The sequence below is a fragment of the Streptomyces sp. WM6378 genome (assembly GCF_001279695.1).
Classification (GTDB): Bacteria; Actinomycetota; Actinomycetes; order Streptomycetales; family Streptomycetaceae; genus Streptomyces.
This window is the reverse complement of the sequence record NZ_LGDD01000234.1, coordinates 178,078-204,258: the sequence shown is the minus strand read 5'-3', so window position 1 is coordinate 204,258 and position 26,181 is coordinate 178,078. Positions and strand designations below refer to the sequence as shown.

The 26,181-nt window shown below is 70.8% G+C and carries 25 protein-coding genes; 14 read left to right on the top strand and 11 right to left on the bottom strand.

All coding sequences use genetic code 11. The annotated features are described in order from the left end of the window. Window positions 1-206: 206 nt before the first annotated feature. Window positions 207-1,085 carry an arylamine N-acetyltransferase family protein gene (locus ADK54_RS19270; protein ID WP_234392134.1) on the bottom strand — a complete coding sequence of 293 codons (879 nt, stop codon included), beginning with the start codon at window positions 1,083-1,085 and terminating at the stop codon, window positions 207-209. A gap of 184 nt (window positions 1,086-1,269) precedes the next feature. On the opposite strand from ADK54_RS19270, the gene ADK54_RS19265 reads away from it, so the two are divergent. The 3 genes from ADK54_RS19265 (at window position 1,270) to ADK54_RS19255 (ending at window position 3,960) form a co-directional block, all read left to right on the top strand. Beyond that, window positions 1,270-1,926: a hypothetical protein gene (locus tag ADK54_RS19265; protein WP_053726877.1), complete on the top strand. Its 657-nt coding sequence runs from the start codon at window positions 1,270-1,272 to the stop codon at window positions 1,924-1,926. 297 nt (window positions 1,927-2,223) lie between these two features. Next, window positions 2,224-3,561, top strand: a complete 1,338-nt coding sequence (locus ADK54_RS19260) for an efflux RND transporter periplasmic adaptor subunit (protein WP_159047839.1) — start codon at window positions 2,224-2,226, stop codon at window positions 3,559-3,561. Window positions 3,562-3,654: 93 nt separating this feature from the next. Beyond that, complete coding sequence (locus tag ADK54_RS19255) at window positions 3,655-3,960, top strand: hypothetical protein (protein WP_053726875.1); 306 nt, start codon at window positions 3,655-3,657, stop codon at window positions 3,958-3,960. A gap of 112 nt (window positions 3,961-4,072) precedes the next feature. Here ADK54_RS19255 and nadE read toward each other — a convergent pair whose 3' ends face one another. Next, window positions 4,073-4,903 (bottom strand): ammonia-dependent NAD(+) synthetase, encoded by an 831-nt coding sequence (gene nadE / locus ADK54_RS19250; protein ID WP_053726874.1) that lies wholly within the window; start codon window positions 4,901-4,903, stop codon window positions 4,073-4,075. Window positions 4,904-5,023: 120 nt separating this feature from the next. Beyond that, a complete protein-coding gene (locus ADK54_RS19245; RefSeq protein ID WP_053726873.1) occupies window positions 5,024-5,593 on the bottom strand; it encodes a PadR family transcriptional regulator in 570 nt (189 codons plus the stop codon). A 106-nt stretch (window positions 5,594-5,699) separates the two neighbouring features. Between ADK54_RS19245 and ADK54_RS19240 the strand changes: the two genes are divergently transcribed. After that, window positions 5,700-6,131 carry a nuclear transport factor 2 family protein gene (locus ADK54_RS19240; protein WP_053726903.1) on the top strand — a complete coding sequence of 144 codons (432 nt, stop codon included), beginning with the start codon at window positions 5,700-5,702 and terminating at the stop codon, window positions 6,129-6,131. A gap of 31 nt (window positions 6,132-6,162) precedes the next feature. On the opposite strand, the gene ADK54_RS19235 is transcribed toward ADK54_RS19240, so the two are convergent. Further along, complete coding sequence (locus tag ADK54_RS19235; RefSeq protein WP_053726872.1) at window positions 6,163-6,993, bottom strand: helix-turn-helix transcriptional regulator; 831 nt, start codon at window positions 6,991-6,993, stop codon at window positions 6,163-6,165. Window positions 6,994-7,095: 102 nt separating this feature from the next. Here ADK54_RS19235 and ADK54_RS19230 point away from each other — a divergent pair, with 102 nt between their 5' ends. The 3 genes from ADK54_RS19230 (at window position 7,096) to ADK54_RS19220 (ending at window position 9,491) form a co-directional block, all read left to right on the top strand. Next, on the top strand, window positions 7,096-7,803 hold the full coding sequence (locus ADK54_RS19230; protein ID WP_053726871.1) for an SDR family NAD(P)-dependent oxidoreductase: 708 nt from the start codon (window positions 7,096-7,098) through the stop codon (window positions 7,801-7,803). 102 nt (window positions 7,804-7,905) lie between these two features. Continuing rightward, window positions 7,906-8,499, top strand: a complete 594-nt coding sequence (locus ADK54_RS19225; RefSeq protein ID WP_053726870.1) for a (2Fe-2S)-binding protein — start codon at window positions 7,906-7,908, stop codon at window positions 8,497-8,499. Continuing rightward, window positions 8,496-9,491 (top strand): FAD binding domain-containing protein, encoded by a 996-nt coding sequence (locus tag ADK54_RS19220; protein WP_053726869.1) that lies wholly within the window; start codon window positions 8,496-8,498, stop codon window positions 9,489-9,491. The genes ADK54_RS19225 and ADK54_RS19220 overlap by 4 nt, the downstream gene beginning before the upstream one ends. A gap of 94 nt (window positions 9,492-9,585) precedes the next feature. On the opposite strand, the gene ADK54_RS19215 is transcribed toward ADK54_RS19220, so the two are convergent. Continuing rightward, complete coding sequence (locus tag ADK54_RS19215; RefSeq protein WP_053726868.1) at window positions 9,586-9,801, bottom strand: hypothetical protein; 216 nt, start codon at window positions 9,799-9,801, stop codon at window positions 9,586-9,588. Between the two features lie 416 nt (window positions 9,802-10,217). Here ADK54_RS19215 and ADK54_RS19210 point away from each other — a divergent pair, with 416 nt between their 5' ends. Continuing rightward, window positions 10,218-11,030, top strand: coding sequence for a class I SAM-dependent methyltransferase (locus ADK54_RS19210; protein WP_053726867.1), 813 nt, complete (start codon window positions 10,218-10,220; stop codon window positions 11,028-11,030). A gap of 23 nt (window positions 11,031-11,053) precedes the next feature. Here ADK54_RS19210 and ADK54_RS19205 read toward each other — a convergent pair whose 3' ends face one another. The 3 genes from ADK54_RS19205 to ADK54_RS19195 all read right to left on the bottom strand — a co-directional run bounded on the left by ADK54_RS19205 (window position 11,054) and on the right by ADK54_RS19195 (window position 15,273). Then, window positions 11,054-12,343: a DUF2201 family putative metallopeptidase gene (locus ADK54_RS19205; protein WP_053726866.1), complete on the bottom strand. Its 1,290-nt coding sequence runs from the start codon at window positions 12,341-12,343 to the stop codon at window positions 11,054-11,056. Further along, window positions 12,340-13,617, bottom strand: coding sequence for an AAA family ATPase (locus ADK54_RS19200; RefSeq protein ID WP_053726865.1), 1,278 nt, complete (start codon window positions 13,615-13,617; stop codon window positions 12,340-12,342). The genes ADK54_RS19205 and ADK54_RS19200 overlap by 4 nt, the downstream gene beginning before the upstream one ends. A 192-nt stretch (window positions 13,618-13,809) precedes the next feature. Next, on the bottom strand, window positions 13,810-15,273 hold the full coding sequence (locus ADK54_RS19195) for a hypothetical protein (RefSeq protein WP_053726864.1): 1,464 nt from the start codon (window positions 15,271-15,273) through the stop codon (window positions 13,810-13,812). A 333-nt stretch (window positions 15,274-15,606) separates the two neighbouring features. Between ADK54_RS19195 and ADK54_RS19190 the strand changes: the two genes are divergently transcribed. From ADK54_RS19190 to ADK54_RS19175, 4 genes are all read left to right on the top strand, one after another. Next, complete coding sequence (locus ADK54_RS19190; protein ID WP_053726863.1) at window positions 15,607-17,157, top strand: MFS transporter; 1,551 nt, start codon at window positions 15,607-15,609, stop codon at window positions 17,155-17,157. A 258-nt stretch (window positions 17,158-17,415) separates the two neighbouring features. Then, on the top strand, window positions 17,416-18,774 hold the full coding sequence (locus ADK54_RS19185) for a cytochrome P450 (RefSeq protein ID WP_063802007.1): 1,359 nt from the start codon (window positions 17,416-17,418) through the stop codon (window positions 18,772-18,774). Window positions 18,775-19,031: 257 nt separating this feature from the next. Beyond that, a complete protein-coding gene (locus ADK54_RS19180) occupies window positions 19,032-20,447 on the top strand; it encodes an FtsW/RodA/SpoVE family cell cycle protein (RefSeq protein ID WP_053726902.1) in 1,416 nt (471 codons plus the stop codon). A gap of 91 nt (window positions 20,448-20,538) precedes the next feature. Continuing rightward, a complete protein-coding gene (locus ADK54_RS19175; protein ID WP_053726861.1) occupies window positions 20,539-21,189 on the top strand; it encodes a hypothetical protein in 651 nt (216 codons plus the stop codon). A 33-nt stretch (window positions 21,190-21,222) separates the two neighbouring features. Here ADK54_RS19175 and ADK54_RS19170 read toward each other — a convergent pair whose 3' ends face one another. After that, on the bottom strand, window positions 21,223-22,422 hold the full coding sequence (locus ADK54_RS19170) for a cytochrome P450 family protein (protein ID WP_053726860.1): 1,200 nt from the start codon (window positions 22,420-22,422) through the stop codon (window positions 21,223-21,225). After that, complete coding sequence (locus tag ADK54_RS19165; RefSeq protein ID WP_107090565.1) at window positions 22,415-23,473, bottom strand: cytochrome P450; 1,059 nt, start codon at window positions 23,471-23,473, stop codon at window positions 22,415-22,417. Before ADK54_RS19165 ends, ADK54_RS19170 begins: the two co-directional genes overlap by 8 nt. Window positions 23,474-24,041: 568 nt before the next feature. Between ADK54_RS19165 and ADK54_RS19160 the strand changes: the two genes are divergently transcribed. Next, complete coding sequence (locus ADK54_RS19160; protein ID WP_053726858.1) at window positions 24,042-24,296, top strand: hypothetical protein; 255 nt, start codon at window positions 24,042-24,044, stop codon at window positions 24,294-24,296. A gap of 138 nt (window positions 24,297-24,434) precedes the next feature. Further along, window positions 24,435-24,824, top strand: coding sequence for a nuclear transport factor 2 family protein (locus ADK54_RS19155; RefSeq protein WP_053726857.1), 390 nt, complete (start codon window positions 24,435-24,437; stop codon window positions 24,822-24,824). Between the two features lie 300 nt (window positions 24,825-25,124). Here the strand turns inward: ADK54_RS19155 and ADK54_RS19150 are convergent, their stop codons facing one another. Beyond that, window positions 25,125-26,114 (bottom strand): alpha/beta hydrolase, encoded by a 990-nt coding sequence (locus ADK54_RS19150; protein ID WP_053726856.1) that lies wholly within the window; start codon window positions 26,112-26,114, stop codon window positions 25,125-25,127. Window positions 26,115-26,181: the final 67 nt, after the last annotated feature.

Below are 26,181 nucleotides of genomic sequence, written 5' to 3'. Positions count from 1 at the left end.
CTGGGAACGACGCGATGACATCCACGAAGCCTTCCTCGGCCTCGCCACTTGCCTCATCACACACCGACACGTCCAACGCCTTTGTTAGGGCCTCTTAGCGTGGCGGGGCCGCACATGGGGCGGCCGCACATAAGCCGGCCGCATGTGGCGCGGCCGCACACGGGGCGCGGTCGCCGCCCTCGAACTCCGCCCCGTTTCCGGCGAGTTCAGATCAGCTTGGGCAGCAGCAGCTCGATGTCCTGGGCGGACAGCTCGATGCCGAAGACGTCGGCGAGGACCCCCGGCACTTCGTTCGGCTCCAGCTCCCGGGACTCCGCCGGGCCGGGCACCCCCGGCCGTACCGTGGTCAGTCGACGGTTGTCCAGGATGTGCACCCGGTCGGGGAACAGGCGCTGAAGGAAGACGCGGTCACTGAAGGCCGAGTGCGGGCTGGAGGCGCCGAAGTGGTTCGCGACCTGGAGGTCGACGGGGTACTGCCGGTGGAGCGTGAAGGTGTGCCGGACCATCCATCCGTCGCTGGTCTTCTCGACCCCCTCGCGCTCGCCGGCGGGCTGGTAGAGCGCCCACCCCTGTTCGCCCGGTGAGACCTCCTGGCGCCGCAGTCGGTACTCCCACACCCCGTCCGTCACGTCCGTCGCGTCGGTCAGCTCGATGAGTTCGAGCGGGCTCGTGCCGAAGCCGACGTCGCTCAGCCAGCGCTTGCCTTCCAGCTCGACGATCGCCATGGCGTGCGTCTCGGGCCTGATCTTGCCCGAACCCAGCTCCACCCGGCCCTGGACCACGAAGAACTCGAATCCGAGGCGCTCCAGGGCCGCCGCGTACAGGGTGACGTGCTCGAAGCAGGTGCCGCCGCGCGGGTTGCCGATCATCCTGGCCTGGACGGAGGGGACGTCCAGCGGGCGGCTCTTGCGGAGCACCGCCTCCAGGTTCTCCCAGCGTACGGAGAGCACATGTGCCCGGTGCAGCGCGCGCAGCGTCGCCAGGGAAGGGGTGCGGTCCCCGTCGTGGCCGAGGTGTGCCAGATAGGCATCGAGATCGAGGGCGTCGCCGTTCCACATACGGGGCGTCTCCTTGTGTGTCGTCACGTCAATCGGCTGGTCACGTATGCCATTTCCAGCGATCTTCCTCGCGGAGCTATTCCGTCCCGGCCTCGGCCCTTGGTCCTGGGCCTGGGGTCTTAGGCATCGCAGGGTTCACCACAGGGACCAGGCCTGATGCGGCCACAGCAGCGTATGCGAGACTTCCGGCCACTTGGTGAAGGGCGGGGCGATGGGCGGCGGAAAGACGAGTGGCGGGAAGAAGGGCGGCCGCAGGCAGTCGGCCGCGGCGATACGCGGGCTCGGCCCGCGCGCCATGGGTGTGGCATGGATCGTGATCATCACCGTGGCCGTGGTGAGCACGCTCGGCCCGGCGCTGCTCGACTTCGGCGTGGGGGTCGTCTTCGGCCTCATCGTTCTGATCACGCTCTACGCATGGGTGCTGCGCCGGATCGTCTTCGGCAGCCGGGCCATACCGCGCTGGGCCAGGCTGACCTACTGGGCCGGCGGCGCCCTGCTGGTGGTCGGCGGGGTACACGCGCCGGACGCTTTCCTGGCGCTGGCCGGTGAGCAGGGCACGGCCACCATCGCGTACGCCGACATAGAGACCGGGTCGCACGGCACGAAGTACATCCAGTGCTGGGTCGACCTGCCGGACGGCAACACCGAGCAGCTTCCCAGGACCGGGCCCTGCCCGGCGCCCGACGGTGCGCACCGGCCGGTCGTCTACTCGCCGGGTGGCGTGGTCGGCCCGATCCTCGGGTCCAGGGGGGACCTGATGTGGTGGTGGGCGGCCGGGTTCCAGCTCGCGGGCGTCGGACTGCTGGCCACCACAGCGGTGCTGACCGTCCGCGATCCCGTCCTGGAGCGGCGGTTGTGGCGTCGTTGACGAAGCGAGCCGGCCACACCAGGGAGGGGAAGCCCGGCGCGGCCAGACCCGCACGTTCAGCGTGCACCTCAATTCCCCTGTCGCCAAGGGGTGTTGACGACAATACGTAGTGGAATTCCTTCAATTCGGGATCCCAGTGAGGCACTCTGAAGGATGAGGCGCGTGTGACCACGGGCAGTGACCGGCTCCAGGTGCCCGAGCGACCCACCACCCATGATCATTTATCGAAGCGCCTGGTCCGGAAGCTTGGCCGGAGGGTCATGGTGGACGAGCGGAGCGGCTGACAGGCTCCCGGGTATGAAGGTCCTTCCGCGGCTGCATAAAGCCGTCCTGTTGAATTCGGCGCTCGGTGTAGTGCTCGTCGCGGCCGTGGGCGGTGCTTACGCGGTGGTGGTGAACTCCGACGGTTCCTCGACCAAGCGCACGGACACCCGAACAGCCGCCGTCTCCACGGGGAAGGTGCAGGCAACCGTCTCCGGGGCCGGGTTGCTGACCTCGCCGAGCGATGCCGGGATCAACTTCACCACCGGTGGGCAGCTGACCAAGGTCGAGGTCAAGCCGGGTGACAAGGTCACCAAGGGCCAGGAGCTCGCGAAGGTCGACGACACCGCCGCGCGCCAGGCGCTCGCGCAGGCGAAGACGTCGCTGGTGGCCGCCAAGGCGAACCTCGCCAAGGTGCAGGAGGGCCAGCCGGCGAGCCCGCCGGCCAGCTCCGCCCCCAACCCGTCGGGGGGAGCCAGCCACCCCGCGTCGCCGCCCCCCTCACCCAGCCCCACTCCGTCCGCCACACCCAGCGCGACCCCCTCCCCCACTTCCTCGACGCCGCCGGTGACCGGGGCTGCCGCCGAACTGTCCGTGCGCAACGCCGCGTTCGTGAACGTGGTCCCCGTCGCCAACCCGTCCATCGATCCCAACCTGCTCGTCCAGGCCCAGGCGCAGGTGTCCCAGGCGCAGACGGCGGTGGACACCGCGCAGCGCACGCTCGACGGGACCGTGCTGACCTCGCCGGTCGACGGAACCGTCGCCTCGGTGGGCGCCACGGTCGGGCAGACGGTGATCGGCACGACGTACACCTCGGGGGCGGGCGCCGCTCCGGGCACGGTGCCGGCCCCCGCCCCCGGCACCACGGGCGGCGCCGGAACGGGTGGCGCCCCGGCCGCGCCGAGCGGTTTCATCGTCCTCACCAACCCGACCGGGATGCAGGTGAAGGCCAACGTCTCGGAGGCCGACGCGCTCCGCCTCAAGCCGGGTCAGGCGGCCACGGTCACCCTGACCGCCCAGTCCAGCAGCGTCCTGAACGCGAGGGTCCTGTCGGTCAGCACGCTCGCCGTGAACGGTGTGGGGACCTCCGCCCAGTACCCCGTGACGCTCGACATCCTGGGCCCGACGAAGGACCTCCACACCGGGCAGGGTGTCAGCGTCCAGATCGTCGCGGGCGAGGCGTCCGACGCCCTGTTCGTGCCGACGGCGGCGTTGAGCGGCACCGGCACCCGGCGCACGGTCACGGTGGTCGCAGCAGACGGGACCGCACACCCCGCTCAGGTGACGGTGGGGGTCGAGAGCGACACCAACACCCAGATCACCAGCGGTCTGACGCAGGGTCAGAAGGTGCGGATCACCACCGTCGCACCGTAGGGCCGGGGCGACTTGACGAGCGGGCCGCACCGGCCCGCTCGTGGCGTTCCCCTCACGATCGCACCCACATCAGGACAAGGGAGTACCCAAGACATGGTCCGAGACCGTGACGCGTTCACCAAGACCGGCGGCCAGGACCCCGAGCCGGCCACCGTCGCCGCGCCCGCCCTCAGCGCGGTCCAGCCCGTGACCGGGGAAGGAGGCGTCGCTGCGGCAGCGGCGGCGTCCCCCGTGGCGGCCGGCACCGCGCAACCCGCGCAGGCGTCGGGCGAGGTGAAGGAGCGCCGCACCGCGCCGTGGCGCGAACTGCCGTGGCTGACCCTGCTCCTGGCCGTCGGCATCGTGGCGGCACTGGCGTTCATCGCCGGCGTCCTGGTGGAGAACCACCACCTTCAGTAGGAGGCGGCCGGTTGGTTGGTCCACTCTCCTGACGGCCACCAACACGATGGGCCCGGTGCCCATCGACGTGACGCCCCCCGCCTGACGTGAGCCGGGGGGGGCGTCACGTCGGTCAGGGGGCGATCGGCAGCCGGCGCTTGTGGTCGGTGAGGCGGTAGCGGTTCACGATCGTCTCGAAGGCCCGCTCTCCCACCGGCTTGCCCTCCAGGAAGTCGTCGATGTCGTCGTACGTGACACCGAGCGCGTCCTCGTCGGCCTTGCCCGGGTCGAGGGTCTCCAGGTCGGCCGTCGGGGTCTTCCACACCAGTTCGGCCGGCGCGCCCAGGGCGTCCGCGACGGCACGCACCCGGCGCTTGGTCAGGCCGGTCAGCGGAACCAGGTCGGCGGCGCCGTCGCCGAACTTGGTGAAGAAGCCGGAGACCGCCTCGGCAGCGTGGTCGGTGCCGACGACCAGGCCGCCCTGCGCGCCGGCCACCGCGTACTGGGCGATCATGCGCTGGCGGGCCTTGATGTTGCCGTGCACGAAGTCCTGGTGGGCCTCGTCGCGGAAGCCGACACCGGCGGCGAGCGCGGCCTGGAGCGCGGCGTCGCTGGCGGGCTTGATGTCCACGGTCAGGACGTGGTCGGCCTGGATGAAGGAGAGCGCGACCTGGGCGTCGTGCTCGTCGGCCTGGACGCCGTAGGGCAGCCGCATCGCGTAGAAGCGGGCCTCGTGGCCGGCGGCCCGGGCCCGCTCGACGGCGAGCTGGCACAGCCGGCCCGCCGTGGTGGAGTCGACGCCGCCACTGATGCCGAGGACGAGGGAGCGCAGACCGGTGGAGGTCAGCCGCTCGGCGAGGAAGGCCACCCGGCGCTCGATCTCCCGCTCGGCCTCGAAGGCCTCGGCGACCTCCAGCTCCCGGGCGATCTCCTGCTGCAGGGCGATGGACGCCGGCTCGCTCACGTCTGCTCCTTGTTCCGGTTCATGCTGGTCATCGGTTTGTCGCACCCACCCTAACCAAGCCGGCCTCCGGCAGGTCAGGCGCGGGACCACCTCGGCACCGGCTCCCGTGGGCGTACGTACTCACCGCTCGGCCCCGACCGCCAGGCGTTTCTTCAGGACGGCCCGGATCCGCCGGCACCAGTCGCGGTGCTCCTCCTCGAAGGCCAGACCGCGCAGGCACGTCAGGTACGGGCCGATGCCCTCGCCGTGGAGCAGGAACTCCTCCTCGTCCGCGTCACCCCTCAACTGCCGCAGCAGCGCGCCGAGCAGCTCGATCTTGGCGTCGGCGGCACAGGCCCGCTCTTCGAGCTGTTCGATCACCGATGCGGTGCCGATGCGGTCGGCGCTCTGGACCTTGACGAGCAGGTCGTCGCGGATGAACGAGGGCTTCGAGGTGGCCGCGGCGAAGTTCTCCAGCTCGGCGCGGCCGGCGTCGGTGACCCGGAAGAGGCGCTTGTTCGGCCGGGTCTCCTGGACCACCTGGCGCCCTTCGACCATCCCGTCCCGCTCCAGCTTGGCGAGCTCGGCGTACAGCTGCTGGGGCAGGGCGTGCCAGAAGTTCGCGACGCCGATGTCGAACGCCTTGGCCAGCTGGTAGCCGCTGTACTCGCCGTCCAGCAGCGCAGCGAGGACGGCATGTCGCAAGGCCATCGGAGCACCCCTTCCCTTTCCTCGTCGGCCACTGCATCATACTCAAGAAACTGACTAGTCACATTGTTGAGTATCAGGAGAGGTCATGGAGATTCCAGTCATGGACATGGAGACCGCCGAACGCTTCCGCGCCGCCGTGGAGAAGCGCGACCTCGCGGCCCTTGACGACCTGTTCACCGAGGACGTGCGGCTCTACAGCCCGGTGAAGTTCGTTCCCTTCGAGGGCAAGGCGATGGTGCTCGGGCTGTTCGGCGTCCTGGTGCGCACCTTCGAGGACCTGCGCTACATCGGGCGCTTCGAGGGAACGGCCGAGACCAGTGCCGACGGCCAGGAGGCCCCGTCGGTGATCCTGCCGTTCCGGGCCACCGTGGACGGCAAGCAGATCCACGGCATCGACCTGCTCCAGTTCGACGAGGAGGGCCGGATCAAGGAGTTCACCGTGATGGTCCGTCCCCAGTCCGCCGTGCACACCCTGGGCCGGGCGGTACTGGCCGGCCTCGTCGCCGACGGCCTGGCACCGGCGCCGGCCGAGCGCTAGGGGGTCCGATGGGTCATGGCCGGGGCTGCCGCTATCCGACCAGGGTCTGGGTGCCCAGGACCGCGAGGAGTTCGAGGCGTTCGGCGTCCTGGCTGCCGGGTTCGGCCGTGTAGATCATGATGCGCAGGTCGCTCCCCGCGACGAAGAGCACGTCGCAGTCCAGGGTCACGGGGCCCACCTGCGGATGGTCGATGGTCTTGCGGGACGCCTCGTGATGGCCCACGGTCCCGGCGTCCCACAACTCGGCGAACCGGGCGCTGTCCGCCCGGAGATCGGCGACCAGCTGCCGCAGCCGCTGGTCGGCGGGATAGCGCCGCGCCGCCGCACGCAGGTCGGCGACGACCGCGCTCTCCAGCGCGAGCCGGGACTGGGTGGTGTGGCGGACGCGGCCGTCCGAGCCGGTGAAGGCGCGCCACGCGCCGTTGCGGTCGCGGCCGTGCCGCTCCCCCATCAGCGCCGTGTACAGCGGGTTGGCGAGCAGCAGCGTCCATGACGCGTCGGAGACCGCGACGGGCGTCCCGCTCAGCCGGTCCAGCATGCGGTGCACGCTCGGCGTGATGTAGGCGGGCACGGTGCCCTGCCCCGGCGGCAGGAGTCCGGCGGCGTGGAAGAGGTGCTCGCGTTCGGCGCCGGACAGCCTCAGTGCGCGCCCGAGTGCCTCGACGACCTGCTCCGACGGGTTGGCCGCGCGGCCCTGTTCGAGCCGGGTCACGTAGTCGACCGAGATCCCGGCGAGCATCGCCAGCTCCTCGCGGCGCAGCCCGGCCGCGCGCCGGTGACCACCCGAGGGCAGCCCCGCCGCCCGCGGGGAGACCCGGTCGCGAAAGTGCCGCACCATCCGTCCGAACTCCGTGCTCGCCATGCCCCTACTGTGCCCCGCCGGGCCACGGATCGTCCTGGTACTGACGGTCCCAGGAAGAGGGGACTCCTGTCCGGCGGCGGGCTTTCGCCGCAGCATGGAGCCATGACCACAACACTGATCACCGGAGCGAACAAGGGGCTCGGCTTCGAGACCGCCCGCCGGCTCGTCGCCGCGGGCCACACCGTCTACATCGGCAGCCGGGACGAGGAGCGCGGCCGGCTCGCCGCCGAGCGGCTTGGCGCGCGGACCGTCCGGCTCGACGTCACCGACGACGTGTCCGTGCGGGCCGCAGCCAGAGTCATCGAGGCCGACGGCGGCCTCGACGTGCTGGTCAACAATGCGGGCATCGAGGTCCGGGGCGCCGGCAACACCGTGCTGGGTGCGGCGGACGTGACCGTCGACCACATGCGCCAGGTCTTCGAGACGAACGTCTTCGGCACGGTCCGCGTCACCCACGCGTTCCTGCCGCTGCTGTGGCGCTCCGCCGCCCCGGTCGTCGTCAACGTCAGCAGCGGCCTGGGCTCGCTGACCCGTCTCTCCGACCCGTCCTCGCCGGCGTACGGCTATCCGGGCGTCGCCTACCCGGCGTCCAAGACCGCGGTCAACGCGATCACCGTGCAGTACGCGAAGGCGTTCCCGGCCATGCGGATCAACGCGGTGGAGCCCGGCTTCACCAAGACGGACCTGAACGGCAACACGGGCCTCCAGACCGTCGAGCAGGGAGCCGACATCATCGTCCGCATGGCCCTGACGGGCCCCGACGGCCCGACCGGCGGTTACTTCGACGCCGAGGGCCCGCTGCCCTGGTAGACCACCCGTGCGCCGGTCGTCGAGATGCCGTGGGGGGTGAGCTGTACGAGGGTGGGTACGCGGTCAGGCTGCTGGCCGTCCGTACCAAGGAGCGCGTGAACGATGGAAGCACTGCACGGCAGAAGTGATGGCGGCCCGGGGCCCCGCGCCCAGGCCGCCCGCCCGGGCGCGACCGACTCACGTGTGACCCTGCGGGTCAACGACGCCACGCACACGGTCGAGTTGGAGCACTGCGCCACCCTCCTGGAGGTTCTCCGCGACAACTTGGGCCTGACCGGCTCGAAGAAGAGGTGTGACGACGGCCGGTGCGGGGAGTGCACGGTACTGCTCGACGGGCGTCGGGTCATCAGCTGTCTGCTCCTCGCCGTCGCGCAGGAGGGGCGCGAGGTCGTCACCGTGGAGGGGCTCGCGGGCACATCGGGCCCGCACGACAGCCTCCACCCGCTGCGGCGGCCCTCCGTCGACCGGGATGCCTTCCAGTGCGGCCACTGCGCACCCGACCAGCAGGGTTCGCCCGAAGGGACGCACTCCGGCGACCCGGGGCAGCAACCCCCCGTCGTCACCGACATGGAGCTGCCGGCGGACCCCCCGGTGCGGCTGAGCGCAGCCGAGGTCCGGGAGCAGCTGAGCGGCAATCTGTGCCGCTGCGGTGCCTACCCGAGCGCGGCCCGAGCCGGACAGGATTTGACCACGTGAAGCCGATCTCCTATGTCTGCGCCCGGAGCGTGGCGGAGGCGGCCGCCGCCCACGGCGGGCGTCCCGAGGCCCGCTATCTGGGCGGTGGCACCAACCTCATCGACCTGATGAAACTCGGGGTCGAGCGGCCCGACATCCTGGTCGACATCACCCGGCTGCCCTTCGACCGGATCGAGGAGCAGCCGGACGGTTCGGTACGGGTCGGAGCCACGGCACGCAACAGCGACCTCGCCACGCACCCGGTCGTCCTGGAGCGGTATCCCGTGCTGGCGCAGGCGGTGCTCAGCGGGGCTTCGGGTCCGCTGCGCAACATGGCGACCACGGCCGGAAACCTCCTTCAGCGCACGCGGTGCGGCTATTTCCAGGACCTGTCGAGGCCCTGCAACAAGAGGGTGCCGGGGAGCGGGTGCGGTGCGCTGGACGGCGTCAACCGCGATCACGCCGTCTTCGGCCACTCGCCGCACTGCGTGGCGACCCACCCCTCCGACCTCGCCGTGGCGCTCGCGGCGCTCGACGCGCTGGTCGAGCTGGCCGGTCCCGCAGGGGTGAGGACCGTGCCCGTGACCGATTTCCACCGGCTGCCGCGGGAAAGACCCGAGCAGGACACCGTGCTCCGGCCCGGCGAACTCATCACAGGCGTGCTGCTGCCGCCCGTTCCCAAGGAGGCCGTCTCCCGCTATCGCAAGGCGCGGGACCGGGCGTCGGACACGTACATGCTGGCCTCGGTCGCGGCCGTCGTGCAGGTGGAGCGCGGGGTGGTGCAGCACGTCGCCGTCGCCTTCGGTGGCCTGGCCCACCGCCCGTGGCGCGCCCGCCAGACGGAGGCGGCGCTGCTCGGCACCAAGCCCACCCCCGAGACCGTCGAGCAGGCGGTGGAGGCGGAGATGGCCACCGCGGTGCCGCTGCGGCACAACGCGTACAAGGTGGAGCTCGCCCGGGGCCTGGCCCGGGAGGTCCTGGGTTCGTTGGCCGTCGGGCGCCGCAGGCCCTGAGCCGTACGAGTCCCGTGCCCCGCGCCCCTCTCATCTCATCGTGTGGAGGACCACTGCTCTGGTGGCGATACCGGCGAGCGCGGGGGCGCGCCGGTCAGCGGCGGTGCTGATCCGTCATCGTCGGCGGCGCGTTGTGCACCGAGAACGTGCCGAAGGAGACCCGGTCGCTGTGTGCCTGGATCCGGCTCTGCTGCTCGATGAGCAGTCCCTCCGCGTTCTCGGTACGGGAGTTCCCGCGCCGCAGCAACGTCACGACGAGGAGTACCGCCGCTCCGGCGAGCAGGCCGAGGAATATCAAGACTGTGACCACAGGTGTCCGTTCCTTCGCCGGCCAGGGCAGCAAAGTGCTGGTACCCCTCACCGTCGCATGGTGCGTGAGAGCTGCATGACGGTGTGTCGTGCCGCCTGGGCCGGATTCTATGTGGGCGACCTGGTCGTCCACTATCGATCAGCACCACGCCGTGACGGCAACCGGCCAACGGAACAGCAGGGTTGTTGTTCCGCTCGGCCAGGTCAACCGCCGGTCGCACCCACCACATCGCGACAGTGTGCCCACGCCGGCAACGCCATGGCAGTCACCTCGGTACACCTGCCCGCGTTCCCCGCCGGGGAATCCCCCAAGATGTACCCATAAGTGGCTCGCGTCCGACGTGCGGAGCATCCCCGTGCGTAGGGTGCCCGGATGCGCCTGGTGGGGGCGCGGGGTGACAGAGAGGGGCGGAACCGGTGGAGTCGACGGCTTTCGACGCGAGCGAGCGGCGGATCTGGGCGGGGCGGGCCGAGGCGTACGCGGGTAGCTTCGGCAAGTTGTGTGCCCATCCGGTCCCCCGGCTGCTCGACGCGGCTCGGGTGCGGGCCGGGGTGCGGGTGCTTGATGTGGGGACGGGAACGGGCACGGTCGCGGCGGCCGCCTGTGCGCGGGGCGCGCGCGTGACGGGGGTCGACGCCGAGATCAGCATGGTGGAGCTGGCGGCGCAGGCCGTGCCCACGGCCGAGATGCACCTGGCCGCGCTTCCTCAACTCCCTTTCTCGGACGGCCTGTTCGACGCCGTGACAGGCAACTTCGTCCTCAACCACGTGGGCCGGCCGAGGGCCGCGCTGGCCGAACTCCGTCGTGTGGTGCGCCCGGGCGGATGGATCGCGGTGACCATCTGGTCCGTACCCACCGCGCCGGGACAGGCCTTGCTCGGCCGGGCCGTCCAGGCCGCGGGCGCGGCCCGGCCGCCCCACATCCCGGCGCTGGCCGCCGAGGACGATTTCGCCCGCACCGAGACCGGACTGGCCGCACTCCTCACATCGGCAGGCCTGAAGGATGTGATGTGCGAGTCGCTCCAGTGGGACCACCACACAGAAGTCGAGGAATGGTGGGGTGGGGCGGTCGGTGGTGTGGGCGCCATCGGACGAACCGTGGTGAGTCAGCCGGACCACACCCTCGCGCAGATCAAGCGCCATTTCGATCTCCTCAGTGCCGAATTCGCCGGGCCCGCGGGCCGCCTGGTCCTCCCGCACGCCGCCCTCCTCGCCCGCGCCCGCCGCTGACGAAAGCCGAGCGGACCTCCGGCTCACCTGCTGGAAGGAGCCGACCCGATCTCAACCACCCGTGCCCACGCGGGCGGCGTGTCCGGTTCGTAGTCGGGGTCGTGCTCGTTCCACGCGTGGGCGGCCCGGTGGCGTGGAAACAGACCCACCACCGTCCGGCACGGTGGGCGAGTGGCCGGCCAGGGGGTCTGGCCGTCGGTGAGGATCACGATGGCGTCGGGACGGGGCTGCGCCCGCAGCGCCCGGGCGAAGCCCTCACGCAGATCCGTACCGCCGCCACCGATCAGCGGGATTCCTTCGCCGCGGCACAGCGGGTGCACGATGTGGGCCGCGGCGTCGCACGGCAGCACGGAGACCAGGTCGCGACGGCCGCCCACCGCACGGGAGATCGCGGCAACTTCCAGGAGGGCGCTGCCCAGTTCGGCGTCGCTGACCGAGCCGGAGGTGTCGATGACCACGGACACGCGAGGCGGCTTGCGCCGAAGGCTCGGCAGCACCACGCCGGGCATTCCGGCCGAGCGCCGCGCCGGCCGGCCGTACGTGTAGTCCTCGCCCGCGCCTGCCCCGGAGACCGCCGAGCGGACCGCCGCGCCCAGCAATTCCCGCCACGGCTGCGGTGGATGGAAGGCCTCTTCGGCCCAACGCCGCCATCCGTCCGGTGCCGTACCGGGACGGCACCGGATGCCCTGCGCCACGCGGAAGCGGACCGCGTCGCGTTCCTGCTCGCTGAGGCCGTGCGCGCCGTCCGGGCCCAGCTCCCAGTCCCGCTCAAGCCCGTCGGCACCGCTGCCGCAGTCGAGCCACGCCATCAGCTGTGTGGTCGGCCCGAGCCCGAACTTGAGCAGGTAATCCTCCATGAGCTCACCCGCATCGAGCCCCAACGCCCCGGGTTCGACCGCCCCTTCGGGCCGGACGAGGCCGTCGCCGTACACGTCGTCGTTGATCTCGCAGTCCGCGGCGATGTTCATCCGCAGGCGTTCGCCCCGGCCGGTGAGACCGCGTTCGCGCGCGAGCCGGTCACTGCGCCCGTGGTGGTCGCGCAGCAGGTGGGACACCTCGTGCACCCATACGCCGGCCAGCTCCTCCACCGGTGTGCGAGCCACGAACGTCGGCGAGACGTAGCACCGCCAGTGCCGGTCGACGGCCATGGTCGGTACGCGCCGCGACTCCACGGGGTGCAGGGCGAACAGGGCCGTGGCCAGGTAGGGCCGGACGCGGGCGGCGTGCAGCCGGGCGGCGAAGAGCTTGTCGAGGTCGAGGCTGCCGGGAACCTTGTCGTGGTTCAGGGTTCCGGGTGCGGCCCGGCTGGTCATCGGCCCGCCTTCGTCGTGGCCCGCGCCCGGGCCGCCGCGTGATCGGCCCGCCGGGACAGGGACACCGCTCCGGCCAGCCGCTCGATCGCCTCGGGCACGTCCCAGTCCTCCCGGCGCAGTGCCGCGAGCGTGGCGGCCGGGACGACGACCAGGTCCGGGGCTCCGCTCTCCACCGCCCGGACCATGAGCGCCCAGGCCGCGTCCCAGCGGGCCTTGTCGGGGCGTTGGCGTACGGCGGCCACCACCCCGTCGAGCACGGCCTGCCGCAGGTCTCCTCGCTCGGGCAGCTCGGCGCCGACCGGGTCGGCGAGCAGCGTCTCGGGGTCCGGGAGGTCCATCCGGTCCAGGCTCGCGAGGAGCTCAAGGCCCGGGCCGTCCCCCACCGTTCCTCTGACCAGCAGGGCGAGTACGTCGCGGGAGGCGCCGGCCGCGGTCGCGAAGGCGATCAAGCACAGGGTCATCTCCCAGCTGCGGGGCGAGGGCCAAGGGCCACCCCGGCGGGTTTCGTTGCTGGGTAGTTGGTGGACGAGTTTGGGGCGGGCGGCGAGGAGCCCGCACACCGCGCGGCGGGCGAAGTCCACGGCTTGGGGCAGTTTGTGCGGGGCGAGCCGGGGCAGTGTGGCCCGGGGCCATGTGCCGCCCAGGCCGCGCACGACGACCTCGTGGTCGTGGGTCCACTGGAGGTGGACGAACCGGTTGGCGAGCGGCGGGCTGAGCTCCCACCCGTCGGCCGCCGAAGACCGGGGGTTGGCGGCCGCCACGATGCGTACGCCGGGCGGCAGTTGAAGGGCGCCGATGCGCCGTTCCAGTACGAGCCGGAGCAACGCGGCCTGGACGGCGGGCGGCGCGGTGGACAGCTCGTCGAGGAAGAGGAGCCCCCGGCCGGCCCGGACCAGGCGCACGGCCCAGTCCGGTGGCGCCATCGGAACGCCCTGTTCAGCGGGGTCGTCGCCGACGATGGGCAGGCCGGAGAAGTCCGACGGCTCGTGCACACTGGCGATCACTGTGGTCAGCGGAAGATCCAGGGCAACCGCCAGCTGGGTCAGAGCCGCGGTCTTGCCGATGCCGGGCTCACCCCACAGAAGTACGGGCAGGTCGGCGGCGACCGCCAGGGTCAGCGCCTCAAGCTGCGTGTCGGGACGCGGTTCGGTGGTGGTGTCGCGCAGCAGGGTCAACAGCTCGCCCGCTACGTCGAGTTGGGATTGTGTGTGCGCGTGGGGGTCAGGCATGGAGTGGCGCGTGTCGATGGCGGTGAACTGGGTGCGTGTGGGCATATGTGGTCATCACCTATGGGTTCGTGGGTGTGCATGGTGAGCTGAGCGCGCGTGCGGGGGCATGGGACCCAGGGCGGTCAGCGGAGATTGGGTGCGTCGGGGGTGCGAGCGTCGGCCTGGCGGACGGTTGCAGGGCCATCAGTGGGAGTGGGTGTGGCGGGGTTGCGGGAGTGGCCCTTCCGACGGCGTTTGTCAGCGGGCCTGGGTATGGCGGGGGTGCGAGCGTCGGTCGCTTGGACGGGAAGGGCCGGGGTGGAGGCGGCCGGGTCCGGGGCCGATCAGTTCCGACCGGCACAGCCCGTACGTGATCCGCTGCTGCGCGGCCGCCTCCAGCTCGTCCCGCAGCGCGCCGCCGCGCAACACCGCTTCGGGGCCGAGCAGTTGCTCGACGACGGCCAGCGCTCCGGCGATGTCACCGTGATCCAGCCGCTCGCGTACCCCGACGAGGCACTCCGGACGTCGGTGCGCCTCGTCGATGACCTGCAGGCAGGGCAGTGGCGTACCGGTCAGGGCGACAAGGAGCTCCTCCCGCCGTATCTCGGCCGGGTCATGGTCGAGCGGCGCCAACACCCCGTCCACCAGGCCGATCCGGTGCTGTTCTCCCCGGCACTCCACGAGGCGCGGTCGGTCCGGTCGATCGGGAGCCCGGGAACGGGCGGGCGGCGCATGACCGGGTGCGAGCGCCGACGCGACCAGCGGATGCAGCCGGTCGGCCTCGATGGAACCGGTGCGGAGCAGGTCCAGGTCGGGCAGCTCCCAGGTCGCCGCGTCGGGTAGGACCGGCGGGGCCGGAATGTTGGTGCCCGGCGGCCCTGCCGCGAGCCGCAGGGTGGGCGGGCCGAGACCGTCCGGGTCCGTGACCAGCTCCAGGGCCAGCCGGCCCCGGGAGCCCAGCCGTACGGTGACGGCGCCCGTGGAACGCCCCTCGGCGCGCAGCACAATCGCGGCCTCGGGCGCCCACCGGGAGAGGGCACACCGGTGGCCCGGCGGCACGGCGCCCCGCACCGCCGGGTCCAGCACGGGACCGCCGCCGGCTAGTGACCCATCGGGCCCACCGGAGGCGTCGCGGCCTCCTGGCCCGTCGTGCCCGTCGGCTCCGGAGCGCATCCGCAGTTCGTCGGTCCTGCGCGCGTCCCACAGATGTCGGTGCAGGTCGAGCCGGAACCGTGGGTGGGGGTGGGGGTGCGGATGACGCGAAGCACCGGCCGCCTCGAAGCGGGATCCGGGGCGGGCTCCGCCCCACAGCGCGAGGCTGATCCGCTGGCCCGCGTCCGCCCAGGCGGGTGCGGTCCGGGCCACGAGGTGGACCGGGCTCGCGCCGCCAGGAACCGCGGCGCCGTACTTGGCCAGCGCGATGGTCAGACCTGGGCGCAACAGCCCGTCAGGAGCGACCCTCGGCATGTGCCAGCGCAACAGGTCGGGCACCAACTGGCGTAGGTCCGCCCGGAGTTTGGCAGCGAGTTCCTGGCCATGGGTGCGCGCCACAGAACGTACATCGAGATCGACATCGACACCTGCGGCGGCACACGCGCCTGCCCAGTCCCCTACGGAACGGCGGGCGGTCGCGGTCTCGATCATTGAGGGCGGCACGGCGAACTCGCGCACGCGCAGCCAGAAGGAAGGGCGGGAATCCCCATTCGCGATCCGAGTGAGCATCAGCACTCACCTTGCGCGGACGGGTCCCCCAATCTGTTCACGGAGGAAGTTGTCATCGCCGGGAGCATAAGCCCCACGACCGTGATCTGTCAGGTGCGTTTCCGGCTCGCACTCGGCAAGGGGGCACCCAGCACCCACCATCCCCTATCGCAAGACTTCCCGCGTTGGGCTCGCCCGTACGCCGACCTCGACAGGGCAGCGCCTGGCCCGCGAACTGGCCGCGCGGTCGGCAACGCGGAGGCCTTGATCGACTGGTCACGCACCAGACCGGGGCATAAGGTCGATTAGTGGACGTCAGCGTCCACGGCCCCTCGCACGAGGGCAAGGTCCGCCATGACGAGTTCGCAGCCGAGACCACCAACGATCGAGACCGCCGCCCCCGGCAAGAAGGGCGGCGGCAAGGGGATCGCGCTCCTGGTCATCGCCTCGTGCCAGTTGATGGTGGTGCTCGACGTCACCATCGTGAACATCGCCCTTCCACACATCCAGAGCGCGTTGCACTTCTCGACCACGGGCCTGGCCTGGGTGGTCAGCGCCTACACCCTCACCTTCGGCGGGCTGCTCCTGCTCGGCGGGCGCACCGGCGACATCGTCGGCAGGCGCAGGGTCTTCATGTGCGGCGTGCTGCTCTTCGCGATCGCCTCCCTGCTCGGCGGACTGTCGCAGAACTCCGGCCAGTTGCTCGCGGCGCGCGCGATCCAGGGGGTCGGCGGCGCCATCGCCTCGCCGACCGCGCTCGCGCTGATCACCACCACGTTCACCGAAGGCCTCGAACGCAACAGGGCGTTCGGAGTCTTCGCGGCGGTCTCCGCGGGCGGCGGCGCGATCGGTCTGCTCGCCGGCGGCATCCTCGTCGAATGGCTCGACTGGCGCTGGGTCCTGTTCGTCAACGTACCGATCGCCGCGCTGATCCTGCTGGCCACCCCGCGGCACATCAAGGAGTCCGAACGCCATTCCGGCCACTTCGACCTGGCCGGAGCGCTGACCTCCACGCTCGGTATGGTCGCGCTGGTCTACGGCTTCATCCGGGCTGCCCAGGAGGGCTGGCGCGACCCGTTCACGCTGGGGTCGTTCGGCGCCGCCGTGGTGCTCCTCTTCACCTTCGTCTTGGTGGAGCGGCGCTCGCAGCAGCCGATCACTCCGCTGCACATGTTCGCCGACCGCAACCGTGCGGGCACGTACGGCATCATGCTGAGCCTGGCCGCCTCGATCTTCGGCATGTTCTTCTTCCTCACCCTGTTCGTGCAGGACGTGCTCGGCTTCACCCCGCTCCGGGCCGGTCTCGCCTTCCTGCCGGTCAGCGCGATCATCGCGGTGGGTGCGGGTCTGGCGTCCCAACTGCTGCCGAAATACGGGCCCAAGCCCTTCATGGTGACGGGCGCGATCCTGGCCGCGGCCGGGTTGTCGTGGCTCACGCAGACGGACATCCACTCCACCTATCCGGGGAGCATCCTCGGCCCGATCCTCGTCTTCGGCCTGGGCATGGGTCTGAACTTCGTCTCGCTGACGCTCATGGCCGTCTCCGGTGTCCCTCCGCACGAGGCGGGCGCGGCCTCCGGCATGCTCAACGCCATGCAGCAGGTGGGCGGTTCGCTGGGCCTGTCCATCCTGGTCACGGTGTTCGGCACGGCCAGCCGGAACGAGGCGACCGACCAGGTTCCGAAATTCCTGGCCCAGGCCGATCCGGCGCAGCGCCTGATGTTCCGGCGCACCGGACAGTTGCCGCGCCCGTGGAGCGACCAGGTGCTCACGTCCGGGGTGTCCACGGCCTTCATCGTGGCCGCGATCTTCGCGGTGGTGGCCGCGCTGATCGCCCTCCTCGCCATTCAGGTACGCCCCTCGGACCTCGAACGCCTCCAGGGCGCAAGGCCCACCGGTCCCTGAGGCGCCGCCTACCCACACCCTCAACACTCCTGCACAGTGCGGGACTTCGGTGTATGGCAAAAGCGCGACAGCGGGGCGGCCAGACAAGCACGAGCCCCACGCACGGCACGGTGGCACAACACGGCGCCGGGGCGCACGACCGCGCGCCGTCCGTGCTGCTTCGCGCCGGGTTCCGCGCCATCCCGGTGGGGAGGATATTCAGGATCCGGGGACGATCCGAGCCCCGCGTCGGCGGATTCCTTCCGGAGGTGCCCCACCGTGAGCACGACGATTCCCTCGCGTACGGGAAAGGCCCCCGGGGCCTGGCCGTTGCTCGGCCACGCATGGCAACTCCACTCACGCCCCCTGGAGTTCCTGTCCTCGCTCCCCGCACACGGAGACCTCGTACTCATCGGAATGGGCCCCTGGCCGGCGTACGTCGTCTGCGAACCGGACGCGGCCCAGCGCATGCTCACGGACTCCCGCACCTTCGACAAGGGCGGCCCGTTCTTCGACAAGGCGCGTGTGCTCTTCGGCAGCAGTCTGCCCATGGCGGGCTGGCAGGAGCACCGATGGCAACGCCGCCAGATGCAGCCCGCCTTCCAGAGCGACCGGATCGAGAAGTACGCCGTGGTGATGGGCGAGGAGGTCGACCGCATGACCTCCCGCTGGCGGCCGGGCCAACGCCTGGACGTCACCGACGCGCTGACCACCCTGACCCTGCGCATCGTGACCCGCAGCGTGCTCGGCGCGGAAGCGCAGGACGAGGCCGTCGCCGAGGTCCAGCAGAGTCTGCACACCGTGATCGACGGCATCTACCAGCGCGTCATGCTGCCGCTGGGCCCGCTCTACCGGCTGCCCACCCCCGCCAACCGCCGCTACCGCCGCGCCTGCGACCGGCTGCACCGCGCCATCGACGGCATCATCGCCGAGCGTCGGTCGTCCCCGGGCGGCGACGACCTGGTCTCCATGCTGCTGGCCGCGCGCAACGACGACACCGGCGAGCCGATGACCGACGTGGACATCCGTGACCAGCTCATGGTCATGATCGGCGCCGGGTTCGAAACCACCGCCAACAGCCTGGCGTTCGCCCTGTGGCTGCTCAGCCAGCACCCCGAGGCCGAGGCGCGGGTGCACGCCGAGGTCGACAGGACCCTGGCCGGCCGTACGGCCACCACGAAGGACCTCGACGGCCTCACCTACACCCGGCGCGTCATCAACGAGGTCCTGCGCATGTACCCGGCGGGCTGGTTCTTCACCCGCGTCACCACCACCGACACCACGCTCGCCGGGCGCCACCTGCCCAAGGGCACGGCCCTCCTGTACAGCGCCTACCTCCTCCAGCACCGCCCCGAGCTGTTCCCCGACCCCGACCGCTTCGACCCCGACCGCTGGATCGGCCAGAACACCGACAGCCTGCCCCGGGGCACCTTCGTCTCGTTCGGCGGCGGCAACCGCAAATGCATCGGCGACCAGTTCGCCCTCATCGAAATGACGCTGGCGCTGGCCACCGTCTGCGCCCGCTGGAGCCTGCACCCCGACCCCGGCGCCACCATGACCATCCAGGTCCGCGGCACCCTCGGCCCGGGCCGGTTGAACATGACCTGCCGACCCCGGAGCAAGCCCGAGGAAGGCTGACCCCGCCCGCCGACCATCCGCGTGGACGGCTGAGCCGACGAGGGACACGCCCCCACCAACCGGTCGGCGCCGCGAACCGGAATCGGAACCACCGCCGGGACCTCGCCGTCCTCCAGCGTGTGATCGTCGCGAGCAGCGGCGGCGCGAGGATCCCGGACCTGCGGTTTTCCGGGTTGGAGGTGTTGCGCGTGCGGGGACTGATCAACGCGGCCCGGTCACGGTCCGGCGCGTCGGAGGAGGACGCTTTCGGGCACACGATGTCGTTCGCGGCCCTGGCCGAGGCGCCGAACAGGCGCCGGACCGAAGCCTGGCTGCTGGGCTTCGTCGTCGTGATCACGCTCGGCGGCTACGCCTGCACCGGCCTGTCGATGCAGGGCCGGCTGCCCGCGGGGTTCACCGGGTTCGCCGTCGCCGTCTTCCTGCTCGCGCTGGTCCCGCACCTGGCCGTACGGCGCTGGGCCGCACGGGCCGATCCGCTGCTGCTGCCGCTCGCCCTGCTGCTCACGGGCCTCGGCCTGGTCCTCCTGCACCGCCTGGACATCACGTACGTGGCCGAACCCCGCCTGAAGATCGCCCCCGTGGGCAACGGACAGCTGGTGTGGACGGTCATCGGCGTGGCCGTCTGCGTCGGCCTGCTGATCGTCCTGCGCGACCACCGCCTGCTCCAGCGCTACCTCTACCTGATGATGGCCGTCGCCCTGGTGCTCCTGATGGCCCCCGCGTTCTCCAGCGCGGACCAGTTCGGCGCCAAGCGCTGGATCATGATGGGGTCGCTGTCCGTACAGCCCGGCGAATTCGTGAAGATCATGATCGCGGTGTTCTTCGCGGGCTATCTCACCGTGAACCGCGATGCGCTGGCCCTGTCCGGCCGCCGACTGCTCGGGATGCGGCTGCCGCCCGGCCGCCAGCTCGGCCCGATCGCAACGATCTGGGCGCTCAGCCTCCTGGTACTCATCTTCGAGCGCGACCTCGGTACGTCCCTGATCTTCTTCGGCCTGTTCGTGATCATGCTGTACATGGCCACGGAGCGGACCAGCTGGGTGGTGTGCGGTCTGCTGATGGCCGTGGTCGGCGCCGGGGTGGTCGGTTCGCTGGAGCCGCACGTCCACGGCCGGGTCGAGGCATGGCTGAACCCGATGGCCGCCTTCACCCCGGAGGGCAAGAAGGCGGGCATATCCGAGCAGTTGGGCCAGGCCCTCTTCAGCTTCGGCAGCGGCGGCATCACCGGGACCGGCCTCGGCCAGGGCCACCCGGAACTCATCCGCTTCGCCGGGAACAGCGACTTCATCCTCACCACCGTCGGCGAAGAGCTCGGCCTGGCCGGGGTGATGGCGGTCCTGCTCGTGTACGGGCTGCTCGCCCAGCGCGGCCTCCACGTCGGGATGCTGGCCCGCGACCCCTTCGGCAAGCTGCTCGCCACGGGCATGGCAGGCGCCCTGGTGCTCCAGGTGTTCGTGGTGACGGGTGGTGTCATGGGGCTGATCCCGCTCACCGGAAAGGCGCTGCCCTTCCTCGCGAAGGGCGGATCGTCGATGGTGGCCAACTGGCTGATGGTGGCCCTGTTGATCCGGATCAGCGACAGTGCGCAGCGCCGTCACGAGCCGGCTTCCGGGCACGGCTCCTCCGGCCGCTCGAACTCCCGTGGGCGCAGAGCGGTTTCGAGGGCGGGGTGAGCTGCCCCGCGCCGGGTCGGAACCATGAGGTGTTCATGTCGCGTCCACACCTGTGATCACGTCATCCGCCGTTCCCAGGAGGGGAAACACCATGGTCGACCCGGGCAGCACGCTCCCGCCCAACCAGCGCCGCAGAAAAGGGGGATGTCTCCCCTCACTGGTGGTTCTCGTGGTGCTCCTGGGTCTCGGGTTCGGCGCGTCCAAGCTCTTCGGGCACGACAGCGGAAAGTCCTCGTCGTCCTCGTCCGGCTCTCACGACAGCGGGGAGTGGAAGGTGGGTGACTGCGGAGGCCCCGACCCCGATGACAAGCCGAACGGCTACAAGGCGTTCGGCTGCGGCGATTCGGGCGCGACCTTCAAGGCCCTCGACATCCAGGCCGCCAGTTTCATGCCCGACTCCATCCAGTGCCCGGCGGGCACGGATCTCATCATCCAGGTGAGCGTCAGTTACGGCTCCTCGAAGAGCAAGGGCGGCGGCATCCCCACCAAGACGGTGTGCGGGCGCAACCTGTCCGGCGACCACCCCGGGGACGCCGGCGCCGGTGGCGGCCAGTTGGTCAAGGGCGACTGCGTCACGTCCACGGCGAAGGAAGTCCCCTGCGCCTCCGGAGGTTCGGACACGTACAAGGTGCTCGGCCTCACGAAGGAGACGTCGCAGTGCCCGGCGGGCACCACCGAACCGATGCGGCTGACCATGGCGATCGGCCGGCCCTACGACGTGATCTGCGCCGCCAAGCAGTAGCCGGCGAAGCAGTAACCGGCCGCGCGCCCGTGCCTACTTCAGCCGCAGGGGCACGGAGAGAAGGCCGCGGTGGCGGGGGTTGGCCTGCCACCGCGCCTCGTGGGCCTCGCTCAGGCGCAGGTCGGGGTGGCGGGTGAGCAGGTGGGTGAAGGCGATCTCGGCCTGGAGGCGGGCGAGCGGGGCGCCCAGGCAGTGGTGGATGCCGTGGCCGAACGCGATGTGCTTGGCGGCGTCCGCCCTGCTGATGTCGAACCGGTCGGGGTCGGCGAACACCCTCGGATCGCGGTTGGCGCCGAGCAGCGAGATCTGCACGAACTCGCCCTCGTCCACGGTCACTCCCCCGGCCGTGACCGGTTCGGTGGTGTAGCGGAACGAGGCGAGGCCCGAAGGGGATTCGTAGCGCAGGATCTCCTCGACGGCGCCCGACATGAGCGTCAAGTCGGCCTGGAGCGCGGCGAGTTGATCGGGGTGGGTGAGCAGCGTGCAGATGCCGTTGGCGATCAGGTTGACCGTGGTCTGGTGGCCGGCGACGAACAGGAGGAAGGCCATCGAGGTGATCTCGTCCTCGGTGAGCGCTTCCTCGCCCTCCTCGCGGGCCTGGAGCAGCGCGGACAGCAGCCCGTCGTCGGGGTGTTCGCGTTTGAGGGCGATGAGCGCCCGCAGGTAGGCGAGCATCGATTCGGCGGTGAACACCGACACCTCGCCGTCACCCTGGCCCCCGTCGAGGGTGTTGCCGCGCACCTGGAGCGTCTCGTGGTCGGCGTCGGACGCGCCGAAGAGATCGAACACGACGGCCACCGGCAGCGGCAGCGCGAACTCGCTGATCAACTCGACCTCGTCGCGCCCTTCCCACGCGTCGATCAGTCCGGTCACATGGGCTTCGATCATCGGCCGCAGCGCCGCGGTGCGCCGGGCGGTGAACGCCTGCTGGACGAGCTTGCGCAGCCGGGTGTGGTCCGGCGGGTCCGAGTTGAGCATGTGGGCGAACAAGGCGCTGCCCGGGCCCTGGGTGAGTCCGACGTGGCGGCCGAACCTCTCCACCGCCCCGTTCTTGGAGAGCCTCGGGTCGGCGAGCAGTTCCTTCGCCTCGGCATAGGAGGTGACGACCCACCCCTCGACCGGGGTCGGCCCCGGATACCGGGCGTGGCGGATCCCGCCTTCCTCACGCCATCGCCGGTAGGTGGCGTGGGCGTGCTCGAAGAACGACGGACCGAGAATCTCGATGTCAGACATGGCGCACCTTGTTCCGGTGACCGACGTGGACGGTCTTCACACCCAGGAGTCCCACCAGCGGTACGTCGGCGGACCGCTGGCCCGGGGCGACGACGAGGCCGGTGCGGCGGATGTGGTCGAGGAGGAGTTCGGCGAGCGGCATGACCATGTGGCGCCCCCAGCACCGTTCCGAGACGTGCCCGAACGGCATGTATCCGGGCGTGTCGTCCGGGTCGAGGCCGTCCCACCGCTCCGGCCGGAACTCGTTCGGCGCCTCCCACAGGGCGGGGTCGCGGTGGGTGAGGAGCGGCAGCATCAGGAGGTCGTCGCCGGGCCCGATGCGCTCGTCGACGGCCGGGTATTCGGGCGACCGGTTGCGCAGGAGGTTCCAGGACGGAGGGAGCAGGCGCATCGCCTCGTACAGGATGTTGCGGTTGGAGACGTCGTCGCCGAAGGGCGAACCGAGCCACAGGGCGTTCGCGACGAGGGTGGAGACGGTGAAGCAGACCGGGGCGGCCGCACGGCGGTAGATGCCCATCGCGTAGCGCCGGTCGTGGTAGCCGCGTGCCTCGGCGAACAGGTTGGCCAGATGGGTCAGTTGGGGTCCCGGCGCCGGCCGCCGGGGCAGGGCGGCGCCCGCGACGATGGTGGTCCAGGTGAGTTTGGGGTCGATCTCCAGCGTGCGGGACATGAGGATGCGCAGCCGGTACGGGTCGTCGCGCAGGACGAGGTCGCTCAGGAAGCGGTGCCCGGTGATCGGCCAGGGGCCCGACAGATCCGTCCACTCGGGCAGCGGATTCGGCTGCTCCAGCGCGGCGCGTACGTCCTTGCCGACCGTACGCATCACCGACGAGGCCTCCGCCTTGGAGATCGACCGGCCGTGCAGCGGCTTGAAGGTGGGGCGTTCGGTCTCCGTCGCCCGCCGTGCGGCCAGGATGCGGTCGGAGAGTTCCGCCCCGGCGATGCCGATGGTGTCGGGTTCGAGGCGTACGAGGTCCTTGCCGAGGTGTTCGTCCAGCAAAGCCTGCAGGCGTGGCGCGAAAACCGTGGTGCGTGGACTGGGGCGGGTCATGACGGGTGGCATACGAAGAGCTCCGGAAATAAAATGCGGAGGGCCCGCACACGCGCTGACCGAAATTCAGTCGGCCTGCGTTGTGTGCGGGCCCGGGATTGGCCTTCGGCTTAGTACCAGAAGTACCAGGCGGCCTGCTTCAGGCTCGGCTCGCTCTTCTTGACCTGGGGCAGGCAGATCGGACCGCGGGCACGCAAGGCAGCAATAATCTTCGCCATCGTTAATCCCTTCCTCTCACGCATTTACCGGATGTGAACTGCAGGACCGGGCACGCCAATTCACTCACCTGGGAGGAAGTTGAATTGCCGCCACCGACCGTTGAGGGGAAGTGAAGCGGGCCGCGACAAGCGTTGTCAATGCTTCCGCATTTCTTCGTTCCTGTGAGTCCTTGAGTTCATGCGCGACCTCTTCAAACATTCATTGTGACGACGCCGAGAACAGTGCCCGAACGGCCATGGGTGATTGCCCGTGAATACCTTTCGACGCCTGCGCTCGGGCTGCTAGGAAGGAAATGGGTACGCTGAAGTTCCGTTCCCGCGAGGCCCTGACGCACGAGTGAGGTCACCCAGTGAGCTGCCCGGTCTGCTCGTCCCGGACCTTCCCCTGCCGGGGAGGTCCGGCCGCCGCCGACAGCGCGCCTTCGCCCGGTTGTCCACTGAGCCGCGAGGAACGAGCGAGGCGCATCGAGCGGCGCGAACGGCTGCGCGAGCTCAAGTCGCGGCCGGAGTGGAACCAGGGCCGGCCGCGCGGACGGGGCAGCCGTCTCAGCCTGCTCGCCTGGGCGGTGATCGCACTGGTCGTCCTCGTCCTGTTCCTGCTGTGAGACATCCCGGTAGCGGCTCCACCGGGCTCCGGGCGCACGGGCGCCGGCCGGACCCTCTATCGTCGGGGCGAACCCATGCCCGCGGCTGCCGGACGATCAACGGGTCGGGCGGACCCAGACTCAGGAGTGTGCGACGACATGCCGAGCAACAGAGCCGATGTGACGGTGGCCGAACGATTCCTCGGCGCGTTCGGCGCACACGACTGGGACGCCATGCGTACGGTCCTGGCACCGGAGCTGGCCTGGAGCATGCCCGGCACGGGAACCATCTCCGGCACGATCCACGGCGTCGACGCGGCCATCAGCCGGCTCCGGGAAATCGTCGGCCGCGGCGTCAACACCGAGCTGCTCCACGTCCTGACCGGCGAGAACGGCGTCACCCTGTCCCTGCACAACACGGCGGAGGCTCCCGACGGCCGCAAGCTCGACGAGCACCTGGCGACCGTGCTCACCATCCGCGACGGCAAGGTCGCCGCGATCGACAGCTACCTGTCCGACGTGGACGGCATGAGCTCCTTCTTCCACTAGACCGTGCGCACGCCTCGACTCGGCCGACGTGTTCGGGGGAATCGTGAACGTCAGCACTGAACAGCCGCTTCTCGGACGGAAGCTGAACGCCGGGCACGTGGTCGCGAGGTGAGGGCCGCCGGGATGGCGGCGCTGGCCGGCGCGATCATGATCCAGGCGAAGGACTCATATCGCTCCGCGCTTCCCGGCGTGTGGCTCGTCGTCGTGGTCGCCCTCCTCGTCGCGGCGGACGGGGTCGACGCCCAGGGCGAGGCGCTGGCCGCAAAGCTGTCAGCCACACCAAAGGCGTCTGGCCGTGTGTCACGCACCCAGCGCGGTCAGCAGCAGCGGCAGGGAGCGGTGCAACTCCCTCTGCCAGTAAGGCCATTCATGGATGCCGGGCCCATAGAAGTCGGTGACGGCCGGGCTGCCCAGAGCACGCAGCCGGGCGGCGAGGGCCCGGTTCTGCTGCTCGAAGTAGGCCTCGTTCGGGTCCTTCGTGCCGGGCGGATCGTGCGGGCCGCCCGGCTTGCCGTTCCCGCAGGACAGGAAGACGGGCAGCCCCCGCAGTGAGCTCGCCTGGACGGTGGGGTCGTGCGCGGCCCACACCGCGCGCTGGCGCACCGGATCACCCCAGATCGCGTACGGGTCGGCGCCCACCTGCCGGTCGAGGTTCAGGAACCAGTCGGGGCCGAATCCGCCGGGCACCTGGAGCAGTGGGTGCACGGTGCCGCTGTACGACGCGACGGCCCGGAAGAACCCCGGATGGTGCGCCGCGTACGACAGCGCGCCGAAGCCCCCCATCGACAGGCCCGCGGCGACGCGCCGGCCGCCCGCGCCGTAGCCGCGTTCGGTGATCTGCTTGACCTCGGTGAGGTGGAACGTCTCCCAGCGGGGCGCGCCGCCCTTGCCGTAGTTCCACCAGTTGCTGTACCAGCCCGCCGCGCCGGCCTCCGGCATCACGACCAACGTCCGCCGCAGTTCCGGGAGTTGGGCCACGTCGGTGTACTTCGTCCAGTCGGCGTAGCCTCCGCAGCAGCCGTGCAGCAGCCACAGCGCCGGCCAGTCGTGTCTCCCCGGCGACCAGCCGTCCGGGGTGAGCAGGCGTACGTGGGCGGTCGTGCCCAGGGCCGGGGAGTCGATGGTGAGGTCCAGCTGACGGGGCCCCACGTGTCGCTCGGCGACGACCCGCGCTCCGTCGTCGGCGCGTACGGGCCGTTCCTGCGCGTTGCCCGTGCCCACGGTGAAGGCGCTGGCCAGCAGGGCGAGCAGGACCGTGCCAACGACGGTGACGACCGGTACGCGACGCATCCCGACCCCTTTATGTGAGCCCCGGGCTCTCCTGGAAACACCGAACCGTCCGGCGAACGTCGGCTCC